We start from the raw sequence: 19,467 nt of genomic DNA, 5'->3' as shown, positions 1-19,467 counted from the left end.
CTAAGTGGACGGAGTGGAGCGGGCCCACGCGAACGTGAGTTCCACGGCCCGCTTCCAGTTCGCGTACTCGTCCTCGCGGTGCCGGGCGTCCATCGCCGGGTTCCACCGCGCGGCCAGGTGCCAGTTCCTCCGCAACCCCTCCAGGTCCGGCCAGTAACCGGCGGCCAGGCCTGCGGCGTACGCGGCACCCAGTGACACGGTCTCCGCCACGAGCGGCCGCATCACCGGGATGTCCAGGACGTCCGCGAGGAACTGCATCAGGAGGTGGTCGGCGGTCATCCCGCCGTCCACCTTCAACACCGGCGTCGGCGCCCCGAGGTCGGCGTTCATCGCGTCTACGACCTCGCGCGTCTGCCAGCCCGTCGCCTCCAGCACGGCCCGCGCCAGGTGACCCTTGTTGATGTACGAGGTGAGCCCGACGACGAGGCCGCGCGCCTGCGAGAGCCAGTGCGGCGCGAAGAGCCCCGAGAACGCCGGCACGATGTAGCAGCCGCCGTTGTCCTTCACCGTGCGTGCCAGCGTCTCGATCTCCGGCGCGGAGTGGATCAGCCCGAGGTTGTCGCGGAACCACTGCACCAGCGACCCGGCGACGGCGATCGAGCCCTCCAGCGCGTACGCCGGTTCGCCGCCGATCTGATAGCCGATCGTCGTCAGCAGCCCGTGCTTCGAACGCACGAGTTCGGTCCCGGTGTTCATCAACAGGAACCCGCCGGTGCCGTACGTGCCCTTGATCGACCCCTTCTCGAAACAGGTCTGGCCGAACAGCGCCGCGTGCTGGTCGCCCAGCGCCGCCGTGATCGAGATGCCCGGCACCACGCGCGTCGTGACACCGCTGATCTCGGTCGACGGCCGGATCTCCGGCAGGATCACAGAGGGCACGCCGAAGAACTCCAGCAGCATCGGATCCCATTGCCGCGTCGAGAGGTTCATCAGCATCGTCCGCGACGCGTTGGTCACGTCCGTGACGTGCAGGCCGCCGTTCACGCCGCCGGTGAGGTTCCAGATCAGCCAGGTGTCCATGGTGCCGAACAGGACGTCGCCGCGTTCGGCCTTGGCGCGCAGGCCTGGTGTGTGGTCGAGCATCCAGCGCAGTGACGGCGCCGAGAAGTACGTCGCCAGCGGCAGGCCGCAGCGGTCGCGGACCTCCTCGATGCCCTGCTTCTTGCCGAGTTCGGTGACGAGGTCCTCGGTGCGGATGTCCTCCCAGACGATCGCGCGTCCCACGGGGACACCGGTGTGCCGGTCCCACAGCACGAACGTCTCGCGCTGGTTCGTGATGCCCATCGCGACGACCTGCTCGGCCGTGATCCCCGCCTGCCGCAACGCCTGCGGCACGATCCGGTCGACGTTGCGCCAGATCTCCACGGCGTCCTGCTCCACCCAGCCCGGCCGGGGGTGGTACTGCCGGTGCTCGCGCTGGGCGACCGCGACGAGGCGGGCGTTCTGGTCGAACACGATGCAGCGCGTCGACGTGGTGCCCTGGTCGATCGCCATTACGAACCGTTGCACGGCGAGCCCCTCAGTTCTCGTCGACGAGCGAGGTGGTGACGGATTCCGCGGCCTGCACGACCTGACGCACCAGCGTCGCACGCGGCCGGCCCGCCGAGTCGCACAGGCGGTCCGCCGCGCCGGAGATGCCGATCGCGCCGATCACGAGCCCGCCCGGGATGCGGATCGGCGCGGCGATGCTGGCCTCGCCCGGCATGTACTCCTCGGCCTCACCCGCCCAGCCCTGCCCGCGCACCTCGGTCAGCACGCGCTCCAGCATCTGCGTGCGCGTGATCGTCCTGCGCGTCAACGACGTCAGCTCCCGTTTGCGTGCGGCCGCCGACAGGTCCGGGTCGTAGGCGAGCAGCACCTTGCCGAGCGCGGTGGCGTGCAACGGCAACATCGCGCCGATACCGAGGGTTTGCACAGAGTCATCGGGGCGGAACACGTGGTGCACGACGAGCACGGCGCCGTCGTGGTGCATGCCGATCCGCACCTCCTGACCGCTCCGCGCGGCGAGCGTGTCGGCCCAGTTGATCGATCGAGAACGCAGTTCGTTCGCGTCGAGGTAGGACGTTCCCAGGTGCAGCAGGGCCGCGCCGAGGCGGTAGCGGCCCGTTCCCGAGTCCTGCTCGACGAACTCGACCCGTTGCAGCGTACGGAGAATCCCGTGCGCTGTGCCCCGCGCGAGACCGAGCGAGTCGGCTATCTCCGTGAGACCGTGGTGGCCGGAGCCACGCGCCAGCAGCCGCAGCACGGCTGCGGCTCGTTCGATCGACTGGATGGGTCCCGGCACGCGAGAAACGTAATTGAGACGACCTGTGTCGGCAATGTCGAACAGCTACGACGCCCGTCACCCCTGGATACGGGCCTGAAACGCCTTGTCTGCGCGCAGCGTGACCGGTCGGTCACACCTTCCGTGGCCGCAGGTGTCGACATTGTCGAAACGTGCCTGTTGAGCAGTAGTGACCTGGCTCATTACGTTCCGCCTCAATCACCACGTGGTGATCAGCCGTTCAAGGACGAATGGGAGGCCAGCGTGGGTCTCGGGACAGTGTTCCTCAGCGAGGTGCTCGGTACGGGCATCTTGTTGTTGCTGGGTGCGGGCGTGGTGGCCAACGTGCTGCTCGCCAAGTCGAAGGGGTTCGACGGCGGCTGGCTGTTGATCAACTTCGGCTGGGGTCTCGGCGTCTTCGCCGGTGTCTACATCGCGTACAAGTCGGGTGCGCACCTCAACCCCGCTGTCACGATCGGCATCCTCACCAGTGGCGCGGACGAGTTCGCCCCCGGTGTGCCGGTCGGCGTCGGCTCGACGCTCGTCTACTTCGCCGGCGAGATGCTCGGCGCGTTCCTCGGTGCCGTGCTCGCGTGGCTCGCGTACAAGCCGCACTTCGACGAGACGCCCGACGAGGGTCTCAAGCTCGCCGTCTTCTCCACCGGCCCGGCGATCCGCAGCTACACCTGGAACCTGGTGTGCGAGATCATCGGCACGTTCGTCCTGGTCTTCGTGGTCCTCGCCCTGGGCAAGACCCCGACCCAGCTCGGCCCGCTGGCCGTCGCGATGCTCGTCGTCGGCATCGGCGCCTCCCTCGGCGGCCCCACCGGCTACGCGATCAACCCGGCCCGCGACCTCGGTCCGCGCATCGCGCACGCGCTGCTTCCGCTGTCCTACAAGGGCACCGACGGTGAGGCCGTCGGCAAGAAGGACTCCGACTGGGGTTACTCCTGGGTGCCCGTCGTCGGCCCGATCATCGGTGGCGCTCTCGCCGGCGTGATCGCCTCGCTCGCGTTCTGATCTGACCATCCGGAAAGGACAGTTTCGATGACGCAGTACGTTCTCGCCGTCGACCAGGGCACGACCAGCACGCGGGCGATCATCTTCGACCACAGCGGCTCCATCGTCGCCGTGGGCCAGAAGGAGCACGAGCAGATCTTCCCGAGGGCCGGCTGGGTCGAGCACAACCCGGTCGAGATCTCGGAGAACACCCGGTTCGTGATCGGCCAGGCGCTCTCCACCGCCGACCTCAACACCGGCGACCTCGCCGCCGTCGGCATCACCAACCAGCGCGAGACCGCGGTGGTGTGGGACAAGAACACCGGCGAGCCCGTCTACAACGCGATCGTCTGGCAGGACACCCGCACCCAGGCGATCGTCGAGGAGCTCGGCGCCCTCGGCGGCGGCGCCGACCGCTACAAGGCGAAGGTCGGCCTGCCGCTGGCGACCTACTTCTCCGGCCCGAAGATCCGCTGGATCCTCGACAACGTCGAGGGCGCCCGTGAGCGTGCCGAGGCGGGCGACCTGCTGTTCGGCAACACCGACACGTGGACGCTGTGGAACCTCACCGGCGGCCCCAACGGCGGTGTGCACGCCACGGACGTCACCAACGCGTCGCGGACCATGCTGATGGACCTCGACACGCTGCAGTGGGACGCGGAGATCGCCGCCGACATGGGCATCCCGCTGTCCATGCTGCCGGAGATCCGTTCCTCCTCCGAGGTCTACGGCAACGGCGGCCCCGGCGGTGTGCTCAAGGGCGTGCCGATCGCGGGCATCCTCGGCGACCAGCAGGCGGCGACGTTCGGCCAGGCCTGCTACGAGCCCGGCACCGCCAAGAACACCTACGGCACCGGCAACTTCATGTTGCTCAACACCGGTACCGAGAAGGTGGCCTCGAAGAACGGTCTGCTCACGACCGTCTGCTACAAGATCGGCGACGAGGCCCCCGTCTACGCGCTGGAAGGCTCCATCGCCGTCACCGGCTCGCTGGTGCAGTGGCTGCGCGACAACCTCGGCATCATCGGCTCGGCCGCGGAGATCGAGACGCTGGCGGCCTCCGTCGAGGACAACGGCGGCGCGTACTTCGTGCCGGCGTTCTCCGGTCTGTTCGCGCCGTACTGGCGAGCGGACGCGCGCGGTGCGGTCGTCGGCCTGACCCGGTTCGTCAACAAGGGTCACCTCGCCCGTGCCGTGCTGGAGGCGACGGCGTTCCAGACCCGCGAGGTGCTGGACGCGATGAACGCCGACTCCGGCGTGCCGCTGACCGAGCTCAAGGTCGACGGCGGCATGGTCGCCAACGAACTGCTGATGCAGTTCCAGGCCGACGTGCTCGACGTGCCGGTGGTGCGTCCGGTCGTCGCCGAGACCACCGCTCTCGGCGCCGCGTACGCCGCCGGCCTGGCCGTCGGCTACTGGTCCGGTCTGGACGAGCTGCGCGCGAACTGGGCCGAGGACAAGCGCTGGACGCCCGAACTGGACTCCGACGAGCGCGAGCGCGAGTACCGCAACTGGAAGAAGGCCGTCACCAAGTCGTTCGACTGGGTCGACGCCGACGTCCGCTAGGAAATTCCTTTCTTAGGAGCTGAAGTTGTTCGCAAGGCTGGATCCGGCTCGGCGCGCCCGCTCTCTGGAAGCGTTGGGCAGCACGGAGTTCGACGTCCTCGTCGTCGGCGGTGGCGTGGTCGGCGCGGGCGCTGCTCTCGACGCGGCGTCACGCGGCCTCTCCGTCGCCCTGGTCGAGGCCGACGACTGGGCGGCGGGCACGTCGAGCCGGTCCAGCAAGCTCGTCCACGGCGGGCTGCGGTACCTGGAGCAGCTGGAGTTCAAGCTGGTCCGGGAAGCTCTGAAGGAACGCGGGTTGCTGCTGCGCCGGCTCGCACCGCACCTGGTGCGGCCGGTGCCGTTCCTCTTCCCGTTGAAGAAGCAGTGGGAACGCGCCTACGTCGGCGCGGGCGTGCTGCTGTACGACTCGATCGGCGGCGCCGGAGCCGTGCCGATGCACCGGCACCTCTCCCGCCGCAAGATGGCCTCCGTCGGACCTTCTGTCGACGCGGACGCTTTCGCCGGCGCGATCCGGTACTACGACGCGCAGATGGACGACGCGCGGTTCGTGTCGACTCTCGTGCGCACGGCCGCTCAGCACGGTGCGACCGTCGTGTCCCGCGCACGAGTCACGTCGCTCTTGCGTACCGACGGCAAGGTCACCGGTGCTTCGGTGCGTGATGAGCTGTCGGGCGTAACACACGTCGTGCGCGCACGACGGGTAATCAGCGCCACGGGCGTCTGGACCGACTCGCTCAACTCGATGTCGCCGGGCGCACCGCCGTTCCACGTGCGGATGTCCAAGGGCGTGCACGTCCTGGTGGAGCGGTCGAAGATCCAGCTCGACGGCGGCCTGATCACGCAGACCGAGAAGTCGGTGCTGTTCGTGATCCCCTGGGGCGCCTACTGGATCATCGGCACCACCGACACGCCGTACTCCGAGGCGCCGGAGTCGGTCTCGGCCACTCCCGAGGACGTCGCGTACATCCTCGACCACGTGAACGCCGTGCTGCGATCGCCTTTGTCGGTGAAAGACGTCGTCGGTACTTATGCGGGTCTGCGCCCTCTGCTCGCCGGAGCCTCCGCCGACACCTCGAAACTGTCGCGCGAACACGCCGTCGCACAGCCGGAGCCCGGTTTCTTCGTGATCGCGGGCGGCAAGTACACGACCTACCGCGTGATGGCCGCCGACGTCGTGAACGCGGCGGTCTCCGGCCTGGGCCGTGCGGTGGCACCCTCCCTGACCGCACGGCTGCCGTTGTGCGGCGCCGTCGGTTTCCAAGAACTGTGGGCGGACCGGGCTCGCGTCGCTGCGGAGTCCGGCCTGCCCACGTCCACCGTGGAACGTCTGCTGCGCCGCTACGGCTCGGCCGTGTCCGACGTGCTGGCCCTCGTCGCGCAGGACGCTTCTCTGGCGGAGCCCGTCGCCGGGTACCTGGCGGCGGAGATCGTGTACGCCGTGACGCACGAGGGCGCGCTGGGGCTGGAGGACGTGCTGGCCCGGCGCACCCGGATCGCCATGGAGCACCTGGACTTCGGTTCGTCGGTCGCGGGTGAGGTGGCTGATCTGATCGCCGGCCCGCTGGGGTGGTCCGGCTCTGAACGTGATGCTGCGGTTGATGCCTATCGGGCGGACACGAGGTTGGCGGCCCAGACAGGAATGTGACAGTGAGATGGACAGCGCGGAGCTGATCGAGAGGCTGCGGCGGGAGGGCGGTTTTCGCCTGCTCCCGTTGCTGGGGAACACCGGGCAGGTCGCAGGGGTGCACCTGGCCCGGTTCCTCCCCGGCGGGCACCTCGACGTGATCCAGGCCTGGGACGAGCGGTGGGCCGTGTGGGCGCGGCTGCCGGACACGCTGGACGCCGCCGCGCCGTTCGCGGGACCGGCCGGGGGAGTGGTGCGGAGCGGGCCGCTGGGGCGGGTGGTGGCGCCGTTGTTGCCGCTGCAGGCCGGGCTTCTCGCGCCCTGACTGCGGCTTCAACCCGGACTTACCGCCCCTTAAGCGGTCCGCGCGAGTGTGCGGGACATGATCAGAGCACTCGCGCTGGCCCTGCTGACCGTCGTCGTCACCGCCCCGGCAGCACACGCCGCCGGCCCAGTCGGCCTGACCGACGGCTTCTACGTGGACCCCGACTCCAACCCCGCCGTGTGGGTGCGCGACCACGCGGGCGACGGACGGCAGGCCGCGATCAAGGCGAACATCTCGTCCAAGCCGATCGCCCGCTGGTTCGGGGCCTGGAGCGGGGACATCAAGACCGCCGTGTCGTCCTACGTGAACAAGACCGGCACCAAGTTGCCCGTGCTGGTGGCTTACAACATCCCCGGCCGCGACGCGTGCGGTGGCCACTCCGGCGGCGGCGCGGGGACGCCTGCTGCTTATCGGACCTGGATCTCCTCCTTCGCCTCGGCGATCGGCACGCGGCCGGCCGTGGTGGTGATCGAGCCGGACTCGCTGGCGGACTTCACCTGCATGGACGGGGTCAAGGCCGCCGAGCGGACGGCGATGATCAAGTACGCCACCGAGCAGTTCAAGTCCAAGGCGCCCAACACGTGGGCCTACCTCGACGCGGGCAACGCGCAGTGGGTGCCGGCCGGGACCATGGCGGCGCGGCTCGACTCAGCGGGTGTGCGGAACGTGCGCGGCTTCTCGATCAACGTGTCGAACTACCACACCACCGCCGCCTCAACGGCCTACGGCGACTCGGTCAGTGGCTCGCTGCCCGGTTACGCCAAGCCGTACGTGATCGACACCAGCCGCAACGGCAACGGGCACAACGGTGAGTGGTGCAACCCCGGTGGGCGCAAGCTCGGCACGCCCGCTCGCACTGGCGGGGGTGCGGAGATGCTGCTGTGGGTCAAGGTGCCCGGTGATTCGGACGGACGTTGTGGCAAGGCACCGGGCGTCGACGCCGGGAAGTTCGACCCGCAGCTCGCGTTCGACCTGGTGCACGGCTACTGAGCGAGGGCGCGCAGCGGTGTGGGGCCGCGGTACTCCGCGATCTTGCGCCGCGACTGGTTCTCGTCCAGGGCGACCTCGCCGAGCAGGTCGAAGAGGCTGCGGGCCCGTTCGACGGCCGCCTCGCCCTGGGCGAAGACCCTCGCCAGGTCGGACTCCGCGTGGACGAGCGGCGGGGCCTTCTCGAACTCGAACAGCGTGCACGTGGACTGGAACGCCGCCGTGGCCGCCTCTTCCGGCACGATGCGGACGATGGCGGAGTTCGCCTGCAGCCACACGTACTGCTCCTCCATCACCTGCGCGGTGCCGAGGCGCATCCGCAGCGCCAGTTCGTGGAGGTAGAAGACGCACCGGGGGCCGTTGGGGCGGCGCATGACCGCCTGCCTGTCGAGGTCCTCGATCGGCTGGCCCGTCGCGGCCTGCAGGGCACGGGCGTAGTTCCTGGTCTGCAGGAGGCTGTTCACGGTCAGGACGTCGTACGCCGTGATGCCGGTGGCCGTGGCCTCCGTCATCGCGAGGGTGCGCAGGTTGCCGGGCACCTGGGCGAGGTACGGGTCGAAAGCGTTGTGGTAGCGGCGGAGGAAGTCCTCGAAGAAGTCGATGTCCTTGCCGCACACGGTGAGGTACTGGGCCAGGTCGATGTCCGTGCCCCGGATCTTGCCGTGCTCGAGGTTGGACACCTTGCTCGGATCCCAGCCGAGTTGCAGCGCCATCGCGCGGCCCCTCAAACCGGTGAACCTCTGCCTGAGGCGGCGCAGCTCGTCGCCCAGATCCCTGCTGTACGCGGTGGAAGTCGTCACGGTCACGACTCCGAACGTATGGGTTGGAATCGGTCCAAGGTACGGGCTCGTTCGAGTGAAAACGCCCGCTCTCGACCGCGCTGCCTCAGTCGAGCAGCTTGCGCAGCTCCAGTTCGAAGTCGACGTAGTCGTTCTCGCAACCGGGGGCCACCACGTCGTAGGTGGAGTTCAGGAACTCCTGCAGCTCGGCCGACTGCACGTGGAACACCGCGTGCGACACGTCGGAGCGCAGCTCCAGAACGGCGGTCGTGGAGTTGTGGGGCCGCAGCCGCACGTCACCCGCGCCGCTGGTGGTGATCAGTCCGTCGGCGAGCAGGTCGCGGCTGACGAGCCACACGGTCTCCTGGCGTCCCATGCGGAAAGTCATGGTCACCGCGTGCGGGTCGTCGGCGCGGTAGCCGAGCTCGACGTCGACGGGCAGGGGACGCCCGGACGGCGCGATGAAGGCGAATGTCGAGTCGGCGCCCACTCGTGTCACGTTCCTCATGCCCCCTTAGACGTCCGGCAACCTCCGTGGATGCCTCGATCAGGAAAAGCGATCGGAACGTGATTTTCAATGGGCCTGAAGTATGACTTTTCGCATGCAGACACTCCCACCAGGTAAGACGCGGGCAGTCACCTGTTCTGACCAGGGATTTTCCGATATTCGCGGAGGTCGGCTCGGTCATCTGTGGATGCAGGTCACGAGATGAGACGGCCTGCTCTCGACCCGGAAGATGGGACGGCGGGATGATTACCTTAAATTCGCCTTAAAAGTGAACGTGCATTCTGTAGCTGTTTCGGCACGGTAAGTGACATGCCGCATCTCGGTGATGGCGCGCTCCGTCAGGCAGGGTTGCCGCGCGGCCGCAACCGTCCACCGGGCAGCGGCGGCGCGGGCAGCCGGGCACCGGGGTAACCCTCGACCCGGCCGAACCGGTCGGTCTCCGCCTGCCACTCCTCCCGGAACGCGGCGATCTCGTCGTGGGTGCGCCCGACGAAGTTCCACCACATGACGATCTCCTCGCCGAACGGTTCACCGCCCAGCAGCACGACCCGCGCGCCCTCGGCCGACGACAACGTCAGCGATGTGCGGCCGGTGCCGACGTACCCGAGCGAGCCGGACTCGAGCGGGGTCGAGCCCAGCGTCACGTCGCCGGTGTCGAGCAGGACGCCGTGCTCGAACGCCGGGTCGACCTCCACCGTCAGCGAAGCACCCGCCGGCAGCACGATCTCGGCACCCAGCAACGGCGTGAACGTGCGGACGGGGGAGCGGGAACCCGCGAGCGAGCCGAGGAACACCCGGACCGCGCAGCCGTCCACCGTGACGGTCGGCGGGACGTGGTGCTGGAAGTCGCGCGGCGCGTCCCGGTGGGCGTCGGGCAGGGCCAGCCACAGCTGCACGCCGTGCAGCACGGTGGACGCGGTGGTGGACTGCTCGGAGTGGCAGATACCGCTGCCGCCGGTCATCAGGTTGAGCTCGCCGGGGCGGACGTACGCGTGGACGCCGAGGCTGTCGCGGTGCTCGATCTCGCCGGTGAACAACCAGCTGACGGTCTGCAGGCCCGTGTGGGGGTGCGGGGCCACGTCCATGCTGACGTCTTCGGGGCCGTAGTGGTCGCAGAAGCACCAGGCGCCGATCAGCGACCGCTGCTTCTGGGGGAGCGTGCGGCGCACCTTCATCGCCCGCGGGCCGCCCAGCGGGACGTCGCGCGGGGTCAGCACCTCCACGCCACCGGGGATGGAGGTGCACGTCACTTCTGCGGGCTCGGCCTCGACATTGCTCACGGGGTCGATCGTAAGCTGGCGCGGGGGTATCAGTGGATCTTCGCGCACACGTGTCGAGCAGCGGGTACGTGCTCGACGACGCACAGCTCGGCGTGATCGCCCGGCTCGAGGCGCTCGCCGGCCAGCGCAGGGGTGTCTACCTGCACGGGCCGGTCGGCCGGGGGAAGAGCTTTCTGGCGGACGCGCTGTTCGACGTGCTGCCCGGGCCCAAGAAGCGCGTGCACTTCCACGCGTTCTTCCAGGAGCTGCACCGGCGGATCTCCGAGCGGTTGCGCGAACGCGGCGCCGTCGCCAGGGCGGTGAGTGAGCTGGTCGGGCGGGCGAAGGTGCTCGCGTTCGACGAGCTGCACGTGCACGACGTCGGTGACGCCATGCTGCTGACCCGGTTGTTGGAGGTGCTCCAAGACCGCGAGGTGATGATCATCGCCACGTCCAACTACCCGCCGGGCGGACTGCTGCCCGACCCGCTCCACCACGACCTCTTCCTCCCCGGCATCGAGTTGGTCGAGAAGCTCATGGAACCCGTGGAGCTCAACGGCGCCAACGACTACCGGCACCTGCGCGGCGCGCCACGCTCCCGTTTCGAGACCGGCGAGATCACCAGGACCGCGGATCTCCCGTCAGACCCGGTCACGCTCGACGTCAACGGCCGCGCGATCACCGCGCTGGGCACCGAAGGCGCCAGGATCTGGTTCGACTTCGGCGACCTGTGCGAGAAACCGACCTCGACGCAGGACTACCTGGTGCTCGCCGACCGCTTCGACGAGTGGGTGGTCGCCGGTGTTCCCCGGCTGCACACCTGCGGCAGGGACGCCAGGCAGCGGTTCTCGAACGTCGTGGACGTGTTGGTGGACAAGGACGTCAGGCTGACGCTCGTGAGCGACCACGTGCTCGGGGAGATCGTCGGCGGCGACACGCGCGACCTCGCCCGCACCGCCAGCAGGCTGGAACTGATCAACACGACCGGGTGAACAGTTGGGCCGCCTCCACCGCCGATAGGGAAGCACAACCCCTGTCGTAGGAGCAGCAAGTGAAGATGGCGCGTGCCCGGATCGGCCAGCTCGTGGAGAGCAACCGGTTCCAGATGTTCATCATCGGCGTGATCGTGATCAACGCGATCACGCTGGGAGCGGAGACCTCCACCGTTCTGAACGCGAACTTCGGCCCGCTGCTGACGTTGATCGACCACCTGGCGCTGACGATCTTCACGCTGGAGCTCGGGGCGAGGCTGTACGCGTTCGGCTGGAAGTTCTTCAAGGACCCGTGGAACGTCTTCGACTTCGTCATCGTGGCCATCGCGCTGATCCCGGCCGCGGGTCCGCTGTCCGTGCTGCGCAGCCTCCGGATCCTGCGGGCGCTGCGGCTCGTCGCGATGGTGCCGAGCATGCGCCGGGTCGTCACGGCGCTGGTGAGGTCTATTCCGGGGTTGCTGTCGCTGTCCGGTCTGCTGGCGCTGCTGGTCTACATCGGCGGCGTGATCGCGAGCAACCTGTTCGGCGACACCGGTGACCCGCGCTTCACCGGCCTCGGCCCGACGTTGCTGACGCTGTTCCAGATCACCACGGGCGACGGCTGGTCGGACGTGATGCGCGACCTGATGGAGCAGAAGCCCCTCGCGTGGATCTTCTTCCTCGTCTACCTGATGGTCGGCTCGTTCACGATGCTGAACCTGTTCATCGCGGTGGTGTGCAGCGCGATGCAGGAGGAGATCACGTTGCCCGCACCCCGGTCCGCGAGCCACGACGACCTGCTGTTGCAGGAGGTCCGGGCGCTGCGGGAGGAAGTGCGGGCGATCAGGCAGAACGCGTAGTAGCCAGGGGTCCCGATCGGCGACGCCGCCGTACACCGATCGGAACCCCTGCAACCCCCGCCTTCTACGGGGTGACCGGGATGTTCGACACGCCCTTCTTCGCACGGCTGACCGTGTTCGAGGCGTGCACGACATTCGGGTTGGCCTTGCACTTCGACGTGGACGACACGTACACCGCGTACTCGCCGACGTTGCCGAGGTCGGACCTGTTGCCCCGCCACACGTTCCCGCAGCCGTTGCCGAACGACGGTGTCGTGCTCGGGTTGTGCGTCTCGTAGCCGTTCTTGAACGTGCCGGGCGAGGCGAAGGTGCCGGTGTTGTTCTCGATCCGGTAGCCGAAGCCCTTAACGTCGATCCACGAGTCGGCGGAGTTGGCGCCGGAGATCCCGGTGCCGTTGAAGGTGTTGCCGCTGATCAGGCCGCCCTGCGTGCCTTCCTTGACGTCGATGTGCTCCGCCGACACGCCGGGGCCGATCTTGTTGCCGAGCACCTGGACGCGGTCGGACCTGTCGGCGCCGCCGGAGTTGCCGTGGCACTTCCAGTTGGAGTTCGCGGAGCCGATGTACACGCCCTCGCCGTAGTCCTTCGTGACGACGCCGGCGTCGGTGATCGTCGAGTTCCTGATGACGCCGTCGGCGGAGGAACGCCGGAAGTGCACGCCTTCCTCGTCGGTCCTGCGCACGGTCACGCCGTCGATCGTGACGTGGTGGGAGTTGTCGAGGATGATGCCCTTCTTCGACTCCGCCACCGTGATGCCCTTGATGGTCCAGTAGGGCGCGTTGTACAGCCACAGGCCGTACCCCGAGTCCCAGCCCGCGGTCGGCACCGGGCAGGAGGGCGCTGTACCGGAGGGGCCGTCGTTGACCAGCACCGCGGACGACGGGCCGGTCAGCGTGATCGGGTTGCTGGACGTGCCGGCCTTCTGCGAGACGAACGCGCCGCGGTACGTGCCCGGCGCCAACGAGATCGTGTCGCCCGGTTTGGCGTTGAGCAGGGCGGTCTTCAGCTGGTCGGCGGTGGACACCGGGATCGTGGCCCGCGCGCCGACGTTGTCCTCAGTGGACCCCGCCGCGAAGTTCGCCGGGATGTTCTTGAGGAACAAGGACTTCGCCGAATCGGTCTTCGAAGCGTCGACGCCGTGACCGCCGGTGTAGTCGCGCCGCTCGTTCTTCGCCCAGTCCGCGATGGCGGTGCCGCCGACGTCCAGGTGCTTGTACGCGCCGCCGTTCCAGCCGAACTGGTAGATCCGCGACCTCTCGCTGTAGAACGGGTCGTAGGAGCCGCCGGTCGACAGCTGCTTCGTCATGCCGTTGTTGAAGAACACGTTGCGCGGGCCGGAGGCGCCGGACCACTTGACGGCCTTCTTGCCGGCACCCCACCAGATCGGGAACCAGTTCGAGTCGTCGGGTCCGCCGCCGCCCTCCTCGCCGCAGTTCGCGCGGCAGTTGCCCGAGCGGTGGGCGTAGGAGACCTTCACGCTGTTGTTCTCGAACAGGTTGTTGCGCTCCCACCCGCCGTGCAGGTTGAGGTCGGAGTCGAAGTCGTTGCCCACCACTACGTTGCCTGCGGCCGACCACTGGAACGTGAAGTGCCGCAGGTTGCGGGAGGTGTTGCCGGCGTAGAGCGAGTCCCACACGCGTGAGCCGCGGAAGTAACCGTTGCCGCCCTTGCCCTTGTTCCACGAGCCGTCGAGGTGGTTGTCGACGATCTGGAGGTTCTTCGCCTCCTCGGTGACGATCGGGTGCGATCCCGTCATCTCCGCGCGGATGCCCTTGACCCACGAGTTCGCCGCCCACTTGAACACGATGCCGTGCATCTCGTCGGCGGGAGCCATGTTGCCGTAGTTGTTGACGGCCTCGGCGGGGTCGAGGTTCGGCATCGCCTGCGTGAAGCCGAAGTTCTCGAACCCGACGCCGAGGACCGGGTCCACCAGCGGCGACACCTTCGAGTCGTACGTCGCGCCGCCGATCGCCGGGGAACCGTCCGAGGTGGAGTTGACCGGGACGTCGAACTCCAGCGGCTTGTCGAGCGTGATCGTGGTGCCCGAGACCGAGGCGACGGTGAAGATCTGCTGCCGCATGTGCATGTTGAGCATCGGGTACGGCGTGCCGGTCGCGAACTGCTGCTCGTAGAACTTGACCGAGTTCGCGGCCCGCACGTTGACGAGCATGCCCGCCTTGATCGCACTGGCCGAGGCGACCTTGACGGTGCGATCACCGGCCTTCGCGGCGGCGCTCACCTTCGCGCCGGCCTTCCAGTGCACGTTCACCGTGCCCTCGAAGATGTCCTTGCGGTTCTCCGGCGCTGCCGCGTAGTCGCTCGCGTAGCTGCTGTGCACACCACGCGACTGGACCCGGAACAGGCCGCGGCCCGGCCACAGCCAGCCGCCCTTGCCCTGCCCGGAGGTCATGCCGTCCTCGTCCCAGTCCGAGCCGTCCGGGGTCAGGGAGTCGTAGCGGGTGTTCGCGTCCGGGGTGTAGACGATCTTCGTGGCGGTCGCGCCCGCGCCTCTGATCACCAGGTGGTCGGCATCGACGTGGAGCTCCTTGGAGACCTTCACCTGGCCAGCCGGGAGCGTGATGGTGCTGAGCTTCGTGTAGCTCGCGCTGGGCGAGCACTGCGTCCTGATCGTGTCGATCGCGGCCTGGAGCCCCGCCGTGTCGTCGGCCGCGTCGTCCGGGCGGACGCCGAACTGGGAAGCGAGTTCCGCCGCCGTGATCTGACAGGCGGCGTTCGGGTTGATCTCATTGTTTCCCGGCAGCACCCCATTGCCGCGATATCCGGCTTTCGACCAGTCGTACATGCCGGAAATAGGTGCGCGCCGGTTGCCTGACGAGACGTCCAGCCCCGTCAGTGCAGGTGCGGCGATCGCTGACGCGGCGGGGACGGTCAGCGAACCGATTAAGAGCAGGGACAGCAGAGACAGAGAGGTTTTCGTCATTGATAACCCTCGGTTGGCAGGGCGGGGCCATTTCTTTGTAGTCGATGGTTTAGATCTGTGTCAAATATTCACATTCATGAAATGGGTAATGTTGCAATGCTTTTCAATGACGGATGTTGCCCGATCGGACGGTGTGCGCGGCAGCTCACGGCCCTGAATCGTGGGAGTCGAATGGACCGGTCGCGGTCCGAGTGGGCGCGAGGACGGGTCGGGGCCGCCGGACCGGGATTTCCGGAGCCGCGCGGGAGCGGACGACTCAGGCGGTGGGTCCGTAGGCGCGCAGGAAGGCCCGCACGCCGGAGGTGGTGATCGCGAGGACGTCCTCCGCCGGCAGGGGTACGGCGCCGTAGAAGGTCTGGTGGTTGACCTCGGTGATCGTCAGCAGCGTGAGGTGGGCGGCGGCGCGCTCGGCGTCGTCGAGGACCAGCAGGCCGCGGTCGGCGAGGGTGCTCAGGTATGGCGACAGCCGCAGGTGGGCGGTCTGCGGGCCCGCGTCGATCCACGCCTTCAGGATGGGTGGCGGGATCCGGGACGCCTCGGCCTCGATCGCCCGGACCAGGGCGAAGTGGTCGGGGAAGGTCCTCATGGCGGCGACCCGGTCGAGGGTGAAGTCGATCAGGTCCTGCTCCAGGTCGACGATCTTGCGCAGATGCCGGTCCATGATCCGGCCGATCTCGGCGGTCACCTCGTGCGCGCCCTCCAGCGCGACGTCGAGGAACAGCTGTTCCTTGTCCGTGAAGTGGTTGTAGATCGTCCGCTTGGAGACGCCCGCCTCGGCGGCGATCGCGTCGACCCCGGCGCGGCTGTAGCCGTCGCGTCCGAACACCTTGCGGGCGGCGTGCATGATCGCCCGCCTCTTCTCCGGCCTGCCGTGTGGTTTCTGCCGACCGTCGGTCATGGCCGCCCTCCGGGTGGAAACTGCTCGGTGCAGTCTACTGAATGCACCAGTCGGTGTACTAGATGCACTACCCGGTGTACTTTGGGGCGAGTGACCACCCAGACTGTTCCTGACCAGCGGGTGCCCGTGCCGTGGCTGGTCCTGCTCGCCACTCCGGCCGCTCTCAGTGCCAACGCCACCACCACCGTCATCCCCGCACTGGCGCACGACCTCGGCGTGTCCGCGGGCGTCGCCACCTGGACCGCCACCGCCTTCGGCTGGGCCGCCCTCGCCGGCACCCCGGTGACCGCCGGGCTGCTGCGCGACCGGGGACCCCGCTTCGTGCTCCTGCTCAACGGTGTCCTCGTCCTGGCCGGCACGCTGCTCGTGCTCGTCGCCCCCGGCCTGCCCGTGCTGCTCGCCGGCCGCGCGGTGCAGGCGCTGGGGGGAGGGGGTCTGGTCGTGCTCGGGTACGGACTCGCCGGAACCGCCCAGCGGACAGGCGCCATCGCCGCGAGCTTCGGTCTCGTCGGCGCCTTCGGGCCCCTCTCCGGCGCGGTGCTGGCGGGCGCGTCCTGGCGGGCCGCGCTCTGCCTGTCGCTGCTCGCGTTGCTCGCGGTTCCGATGGTGCTGCGCAGGATGCCCGCGCGTCCTGACGTCGCCAGGCGGAATCCCGGCGACCCGTTCGGCCTGGTGCTCGTGCTCGCCTTGGTCAGCGCGTTGGTGCTGATACCGAGGTTCCCGCTGGTCACGTTCGCGGCACTGGGCGCGGTGGTTCTGCTCGCCCTGCACGTCCGTCGCCGGCCGGACGGATTCGTGCCGTTGACCGTCCTGCGCGCGAATGTCTTCCGCACTGCCGCGGTCGCCGCGTGCATGCTTTCCACCTCCTACTTCGTGTTGCTGTACACCGTGCCCCGGCTGTTGGAGCGGGAGTGGTCGCCCGGCCGGATCGGCGTGGCGACGCTCTTGGCACTGGCGGCGGGCTCTGCAGCGTCGTTGGTGATCGCCAGGTACACGGCGCGTTTCGCCCCCACGGCGATGCGGCTCGCACTCGCCGTGACTGGTGGCGTTGCGGTTGTTCTGCCTTTGGTCACACCGTGGCCCGTGAGCTGGGCGGCAGCGCTCGCGTTCTCCGTGTTCGCGTCGGGCACGGCGATGGGGTGGTACGCGAGCCGGGCGATCTCGGCGGTGCCGGTGGCCGATCGAGCCGTCGCCCTGGGGCTGTTCACCCTCTGCTATCAACTCGGCGGCGCCGCAGGGCCCGCCGTCGCGACGCTCATGATCGGATGACGGCGATTTCGGGCGAAGTGGAATATCGATCCGCACTTCATCCGGTTGGACGTGCGGAACCACCGGAACCAGTTCGCGGACAGGGGTGGAGCGGTTCCGGCGACCACTCTGATGCATCATCCCGCCCACCCGTTCGTGTCCGAACCAAGCCTGAACGGCGGATCGCTCGTTGGGCCATCAGCTGCAAAGGTCATTTCCTGTTCGGCAGTGAGCGTTCCAACGAACAGGAGCCACCCAGGTCATGGCGAGCCCCACTGTGAAGCCGGTTCTGCGCACCGACTACCAGCGTTCCGTCGCGGACTACTGGAACAAGGAGAAGGACCCGGTCAACATCAAGCTCGGTGAGGTGGACGGGCTCTACCACCACCACTACGGGCTCGGCCAGTACGACCCGGCTGTGCTGCAGGCGCCCGCCGAGGTGCGCGACCAGGCGATGATCGCCGAGATGCACCGGCTGGAGACGGCGCAGGCGGAGGTGCTGCTCGACGCGTTCGGCGACCTGCCGGCCAACCCGCACCTGATGGACGGCGGTTCGGGCCGCGGCGGCACGAGCTTCATGGCCAACGCGCGCTTCGGCGCCCGCATCGACGGCGTCAGCATCTCCGAGGAGCAGGTCGCCTTCGCCAACAACCAGGCGGCCGAACGCGGCGTCGCCGACCAGGTGCGGTTCCACTTCAAGAACATGCTCGACACCGGTTTCGAGACCGGCTCGCTCAACGGCATCTGGACCAACGAGACCACGATGTACGTGGACCTCCAGCAGCTGTACGGCGAGTTCGCGCGCCTCATCGCGCCCGGCGGCCGGTACGTCTGCATCACGGGCTGCTCCAACGACCTGACGGGCATGCGGTCGCGTGCGGTCAGCCAGATCGACCAGCACTACATCTGCAACATCCACCCCCGCAGCTACTACTTCAAGGCGCTGGCGGACAACGGGTTCGTGCCGATCAGCGTCGTCGACCTGACACCGGACACCATCCCGTACTGGGAGCTGCGGGCCCAGTCGTCGGTCGCGACCGGCGTCGAGGACCCGTTCCTCACCGCGTACAAGGAAGGCTCGTTCCACTACCTGCTGATCGTCGCGGACAGGATCTGATGAGGGATCTCCTCACCGGGCCGTCCGGGCTGGGCACCTCCGCTGCCCGGCTCGGGCGGCCCGAGGTCGTGGCACCCCCACCGGAACCGGGCTACGCCGAACGCCCGTGGGGCGACGGCACCGCGCCCCCGCTGTACGTGCCGGTGCTCGAACGCGAGGACGCCCTGCTGGCGGCCGCCGTGGACGAGCGCCTCGTCGCGTGGGCGGGGGAGTGCGGTTTCGAGGAGCCCGAACGGTTCCTGGGCGGCATGTTCGGCAGGCTCGCGGTGCTCACCCACGTGGACACCGACGACGTCGACCAGCTGCTGATCGCCGCCCGGCTGAACGCGGCCTGGTGGGCCGCCGACGACCTGTACGCGGACGACACGGAGATGGGCGCGATCCCGGCCGAACTGCCGCCACGCCTGGCTCTGGCGATGGCCGCGATGGACCCGGTGGCGCCCGCCGCCGAGTTCACCGTGGACCTGGAGGAGCGGGTCGCGTCCGACCCGGTGCTCGTCGGCCTCCGCTCGGGCATCGCGCACCTCACGTCCCGCAGCACGGCGACCGTGGTGCAACGGGTCTGCTACTCGACGTTCGCGATGTTCGTGTCGTGGGGCGCCTACGCGGCCTGGCGGCACACGGGCAACTACCCGCCCGCGTGGCAGTACCTCGCGACGAGGCAGCACGACACCTTCTACACGTCGATGACGCTCATCGACGCCGTCGGCGGCTACGAACTGCCCGCGCCGCTGTACTACGACCCGCGGGTGCGGCAGCTGCTCACGGCCGCGGGCACGGCGTCGGTCATCGTGAACGACCTGGTGTCGGTGGAGAAGGACGCCGCCGACGAGAAACCGGTCTGCAACATGGTCCTGCAGATCGCGGCCGACCGTGAGTGCTCGATCGCCGAGGCCACCGCACGGACCGTGGAGCTGCACAACCAGCTGGTGCGCGATTTCGAGGCCGGGCACAAGGCGTTGCTCGCGGTGCCGTCGGTGGAGCTGCACCGGTTCCTGAAGGGCACCAAGGCCTGGATGGGTGGCGGCTTCGAATGGCACACCACGCATCCGCGCTACAAGTAGAGCGTTCGCCTGGGCTGTGTCGAGCTCGTCGGTGGTGCCACACCGGCGAGCTCCGCGA

17 protein-coding genes are annotated in these 19,467 nt (G+C 68.5%); 10 read left to right on the top strand and 7 right to left on the bottom strand.

Features of this window, described 5'->3' with window-relative positions; all coding sequences use genetic code 11:
* Together glpK (PV646_RS23865) and PV646_RS23860 are read right to left on the bottom strand one after the other, a co-directional pair.
* On the bottom strand, positions 1 to 1,494 hold the full coding sequence (gene glpK / locus PV646_RS23865) for a glycerol kinase GlpK (protein ID WP_500345072.1): 1,494 nt from the start codon (positions 1,492 to 1,494) through the stop codon (positions 1 to 3).
* Positions 1,495 to 1,519: 25 nt separating this feature from the next.
* Positions 1,520 to 2,284 (bottom strand): IclR family transcriptional regulator, encoded by a 765-nt coding sequence (locus PV646_RS23860; protein WP_500344400.1) that lies wholly within the window; start codon positions 2,282 to 2,284, stop codon positions 1,520 to 1,522.
* Positions 2,285 to 2,527: 243 nt separating this feature from the next.
* On the opposite strand from PV646_RS23860, the gene PV646_RS23855 reads away from it, so the two are divergent.
* Genes PV646_RS23855 through PV646_RS23835 form a run of 5 tightly spaced genes read left to right on the top strand, consistent with a single transcriptional unit; the run spans position 2,528 to position 7,767 of the window.
* Complete coding sequence (locus PV646_RS23855) at positions 2,528 to 3,283, top strand: MIP/aquaporin family protein (protein ID WP_500344399.1); 756 nt, start codon at positions 2,528 to 2,530, stop codon at positions 3,281 to 3,283.
* 27 nt (positions 3,284 to 3,310) lie between these two features.
* Positions 3,311 to 4,828, top strand: coding sequence for a glycerol kinase GlpK (gene glpK / locus PV646_RS23850; RefSeq protein ID WP_500344398.1), 1,518 nt, complete (start codon positions 3,311 to 3,313; stop codon positions 4,826 to 4,828).
* 25 nt (positions 4,829 to 4,853) lie between these two features.
* Positions 4,854 to 6,473, top strand: coding sequence for a glycerol-3-phosphate dehydrogenase/oxidase (locus PV646_RS23845; RefSeq protein ID WP_500344397.1), 1,620 nt, complete (start codon positions 4,854 to 4,856; stop codon positions 6,471 to 6,473).
* A gap of 7 nt (positions 6,474 to 6,480) precedes the next feature.
* The gene (locus tag PV646_RS23840; RefSeq protein ID WP_500344396.1) at positions 6,481 to 6,777 is read left to right on the top strand and encodes a hypothetical protein; all 297 of its coding nucleotides are present in this window, start codon (positions 6,481 to 6,483) and stop codon (positions 6,775 to 6,777) included.
* A gap of 48 nt (positions 6,778 to 6,825) precedes the next feature.
* A complete protein-coding gene (locus PV646_RS23835) occupies positions 6,826 to 7,767 on the top strand; it encodes a glycoside hydrolase family 6 protein (RefSeq protein ID WP_500344395.1) in 942 nt (313 codons plus the stop codon).
* Here the strand turns inward: PV646_RS23835 and PV646_RS23830 are convergent.
* From PV646_RS23830 to PV646_RS23820, 3 genes are all read right to left on the bottom strand, one after another.
* The gene (locus PV646_RS23830; RefSeq protein ID WP_500344394.1) at positions 7,761 to 8,570 is read right to left on the bottom strand and encodes a helix-turn-helix domain-containing protein; all 810 of its coding nucleotides are present in this window, start codon (positions 8,568 to 8,570) and stop codon (positions 7,761 to 7,763) included. The genes PV646_RS23835 and PV646_RS23830 overlap by 7 nt on opposite strands.
* Before the next feature lie 79 nt (positions 8,571 to 8,649).
* Complete coding sequence (locus PV646_RS23825; RefSeq protein WP_500344393.1) at positions 8,650 to 9,051, bottom strand: SsgA family sporulation/cell division regulator; 402 nt, start codon at positions 9,049 to 9,051, stop codon at positions 8,650 to 8,652.
* 338 nt (positions 9,052 to 9,389) lie between these two features.
* Positions 9,390 to 10,331 carry a pirin family protein gene (locus PV646_RS23820; RefSeq protein WP_500344392.1) on the bottom strand — a complete coding sequence of 314 codons (942 nt, stop codon included), beginning with the start codon at positions 10,329 to 10,331 and terminating at the stop codon, positions 9,390 to 9,392.
* Positions 10,332 to 10,363: 32 nt separating this feature from the next.
* Between PV646_RS23820 and zapE the strand changes: the two genes are divergently transcribed.
* On the top strand, positions 10,364 to 11,302 hold the full coding sequence (gene zapE / locus PV646_RS23815; protein WP_500344391.1) for a cell division protein ZapE: 939 nt from the start codon (positions 10,364 to 10,366) through the stop codon (positions 11,300 to 11,302).
* A gap of 65 nt (positions 11,303 to 11,367) precedes the next feature.
* Entirely contained in the window at positions 11,368 to 12,141 is a 774-nt protein-coding gene (locus tag PV646_RS23810; RefSeq protein WP_500345071.1) for an ion transporter, read from the top strand.
* A gap of 64 nt (positions 12,142 to 12,205) precedes the next feature.
* Here PV646_RS23810 and PV646_RS23805 read toward each other — a convergent pair whose 3' ends face one another.
* A complete protein-coding gene (locus tag PV646_RS23805; protein WP_500344390.1) occupies positions 12,206 to 15,082 on the bottom strand; it encodes a right-handed parallel beta-helix repeat-containing protein in 2,877 nt (958 codons plus the stop codon).
* A 256-nt stretch (positions 15,083 to 15,338) separates the two neighbouring features.
* A complete protein-coding gene (locus PV646_RS23800; RefSeq protein WP_500344389.1) occupies positions 15,339 to 15,980 on the bottom strand; it encodes a TetR/AcrR family transcriptional regulator in 642 nt (213 codons plus the stop codon).
* 90 nt (positions 15,981 to 16,070) lie between these two features.
* On the opposite strand from PV646_RS23800, the gene PV646_RS23795 reads away from it, so the two are divergent.
* The 3 genes from PV646_RS23795 to PV646_RS23785 all read left to right on the top strand — a co-directional run bounded on the left by PV646_RS23795 (position 16,071) and on the right by PV646_RS23785 (position 19,409).
* Positions 16,071 to 17,249, top strand: coding sequence for an MFS transporter (locus tag PV646_RS23795; RefSeq protein ID WP_500344388.1), 1,179 nt, complete (start codon positions 16,071 to 16,073; stop codon positions 17,247 to 17,249).
* 241 nt (positions 17,250 to 17,490) lie between these two features.
* Entirely contained in the window at positions 17,491 to 18,345 is an 855-nt protein-coding gene (locus PV646_RS23790) for a geranyl diphosphate 2-C-methyltransferase (RefSeq protein WP_500344387.1), read from the top strand.
* Positions 18,345 to 19,409, top strand: coding sequence for a family 2 encapsulin nanocompartment cargo protein terpene cyclase (locus PV646_RS23785; RefSeq protein WP_500344386.1), 1,065 nt, complete (start codon positions 18,345 to 18,347; stop codon positions 19,407 to 19,409). Before PV646_RS23790 ends, PV646_RS23785 begins: the two co-directional genes overlap by 1 nt.
* The last annotated feature ends 58 nt before the right edge of the window (positions 19,410 to 19,467 follow it).

This window comes from Streptomyces sp. ID05-26A, from assembly GCF_033794685.1.
GTDB lineage: Bacteria > Actinomycetota > Actinomycetes > Mycobacteriales > Pseudonocardiaceae > Lentzea.
This window is presented reverse-complemented; position numbering and strand designations above follow the sequence as displayed.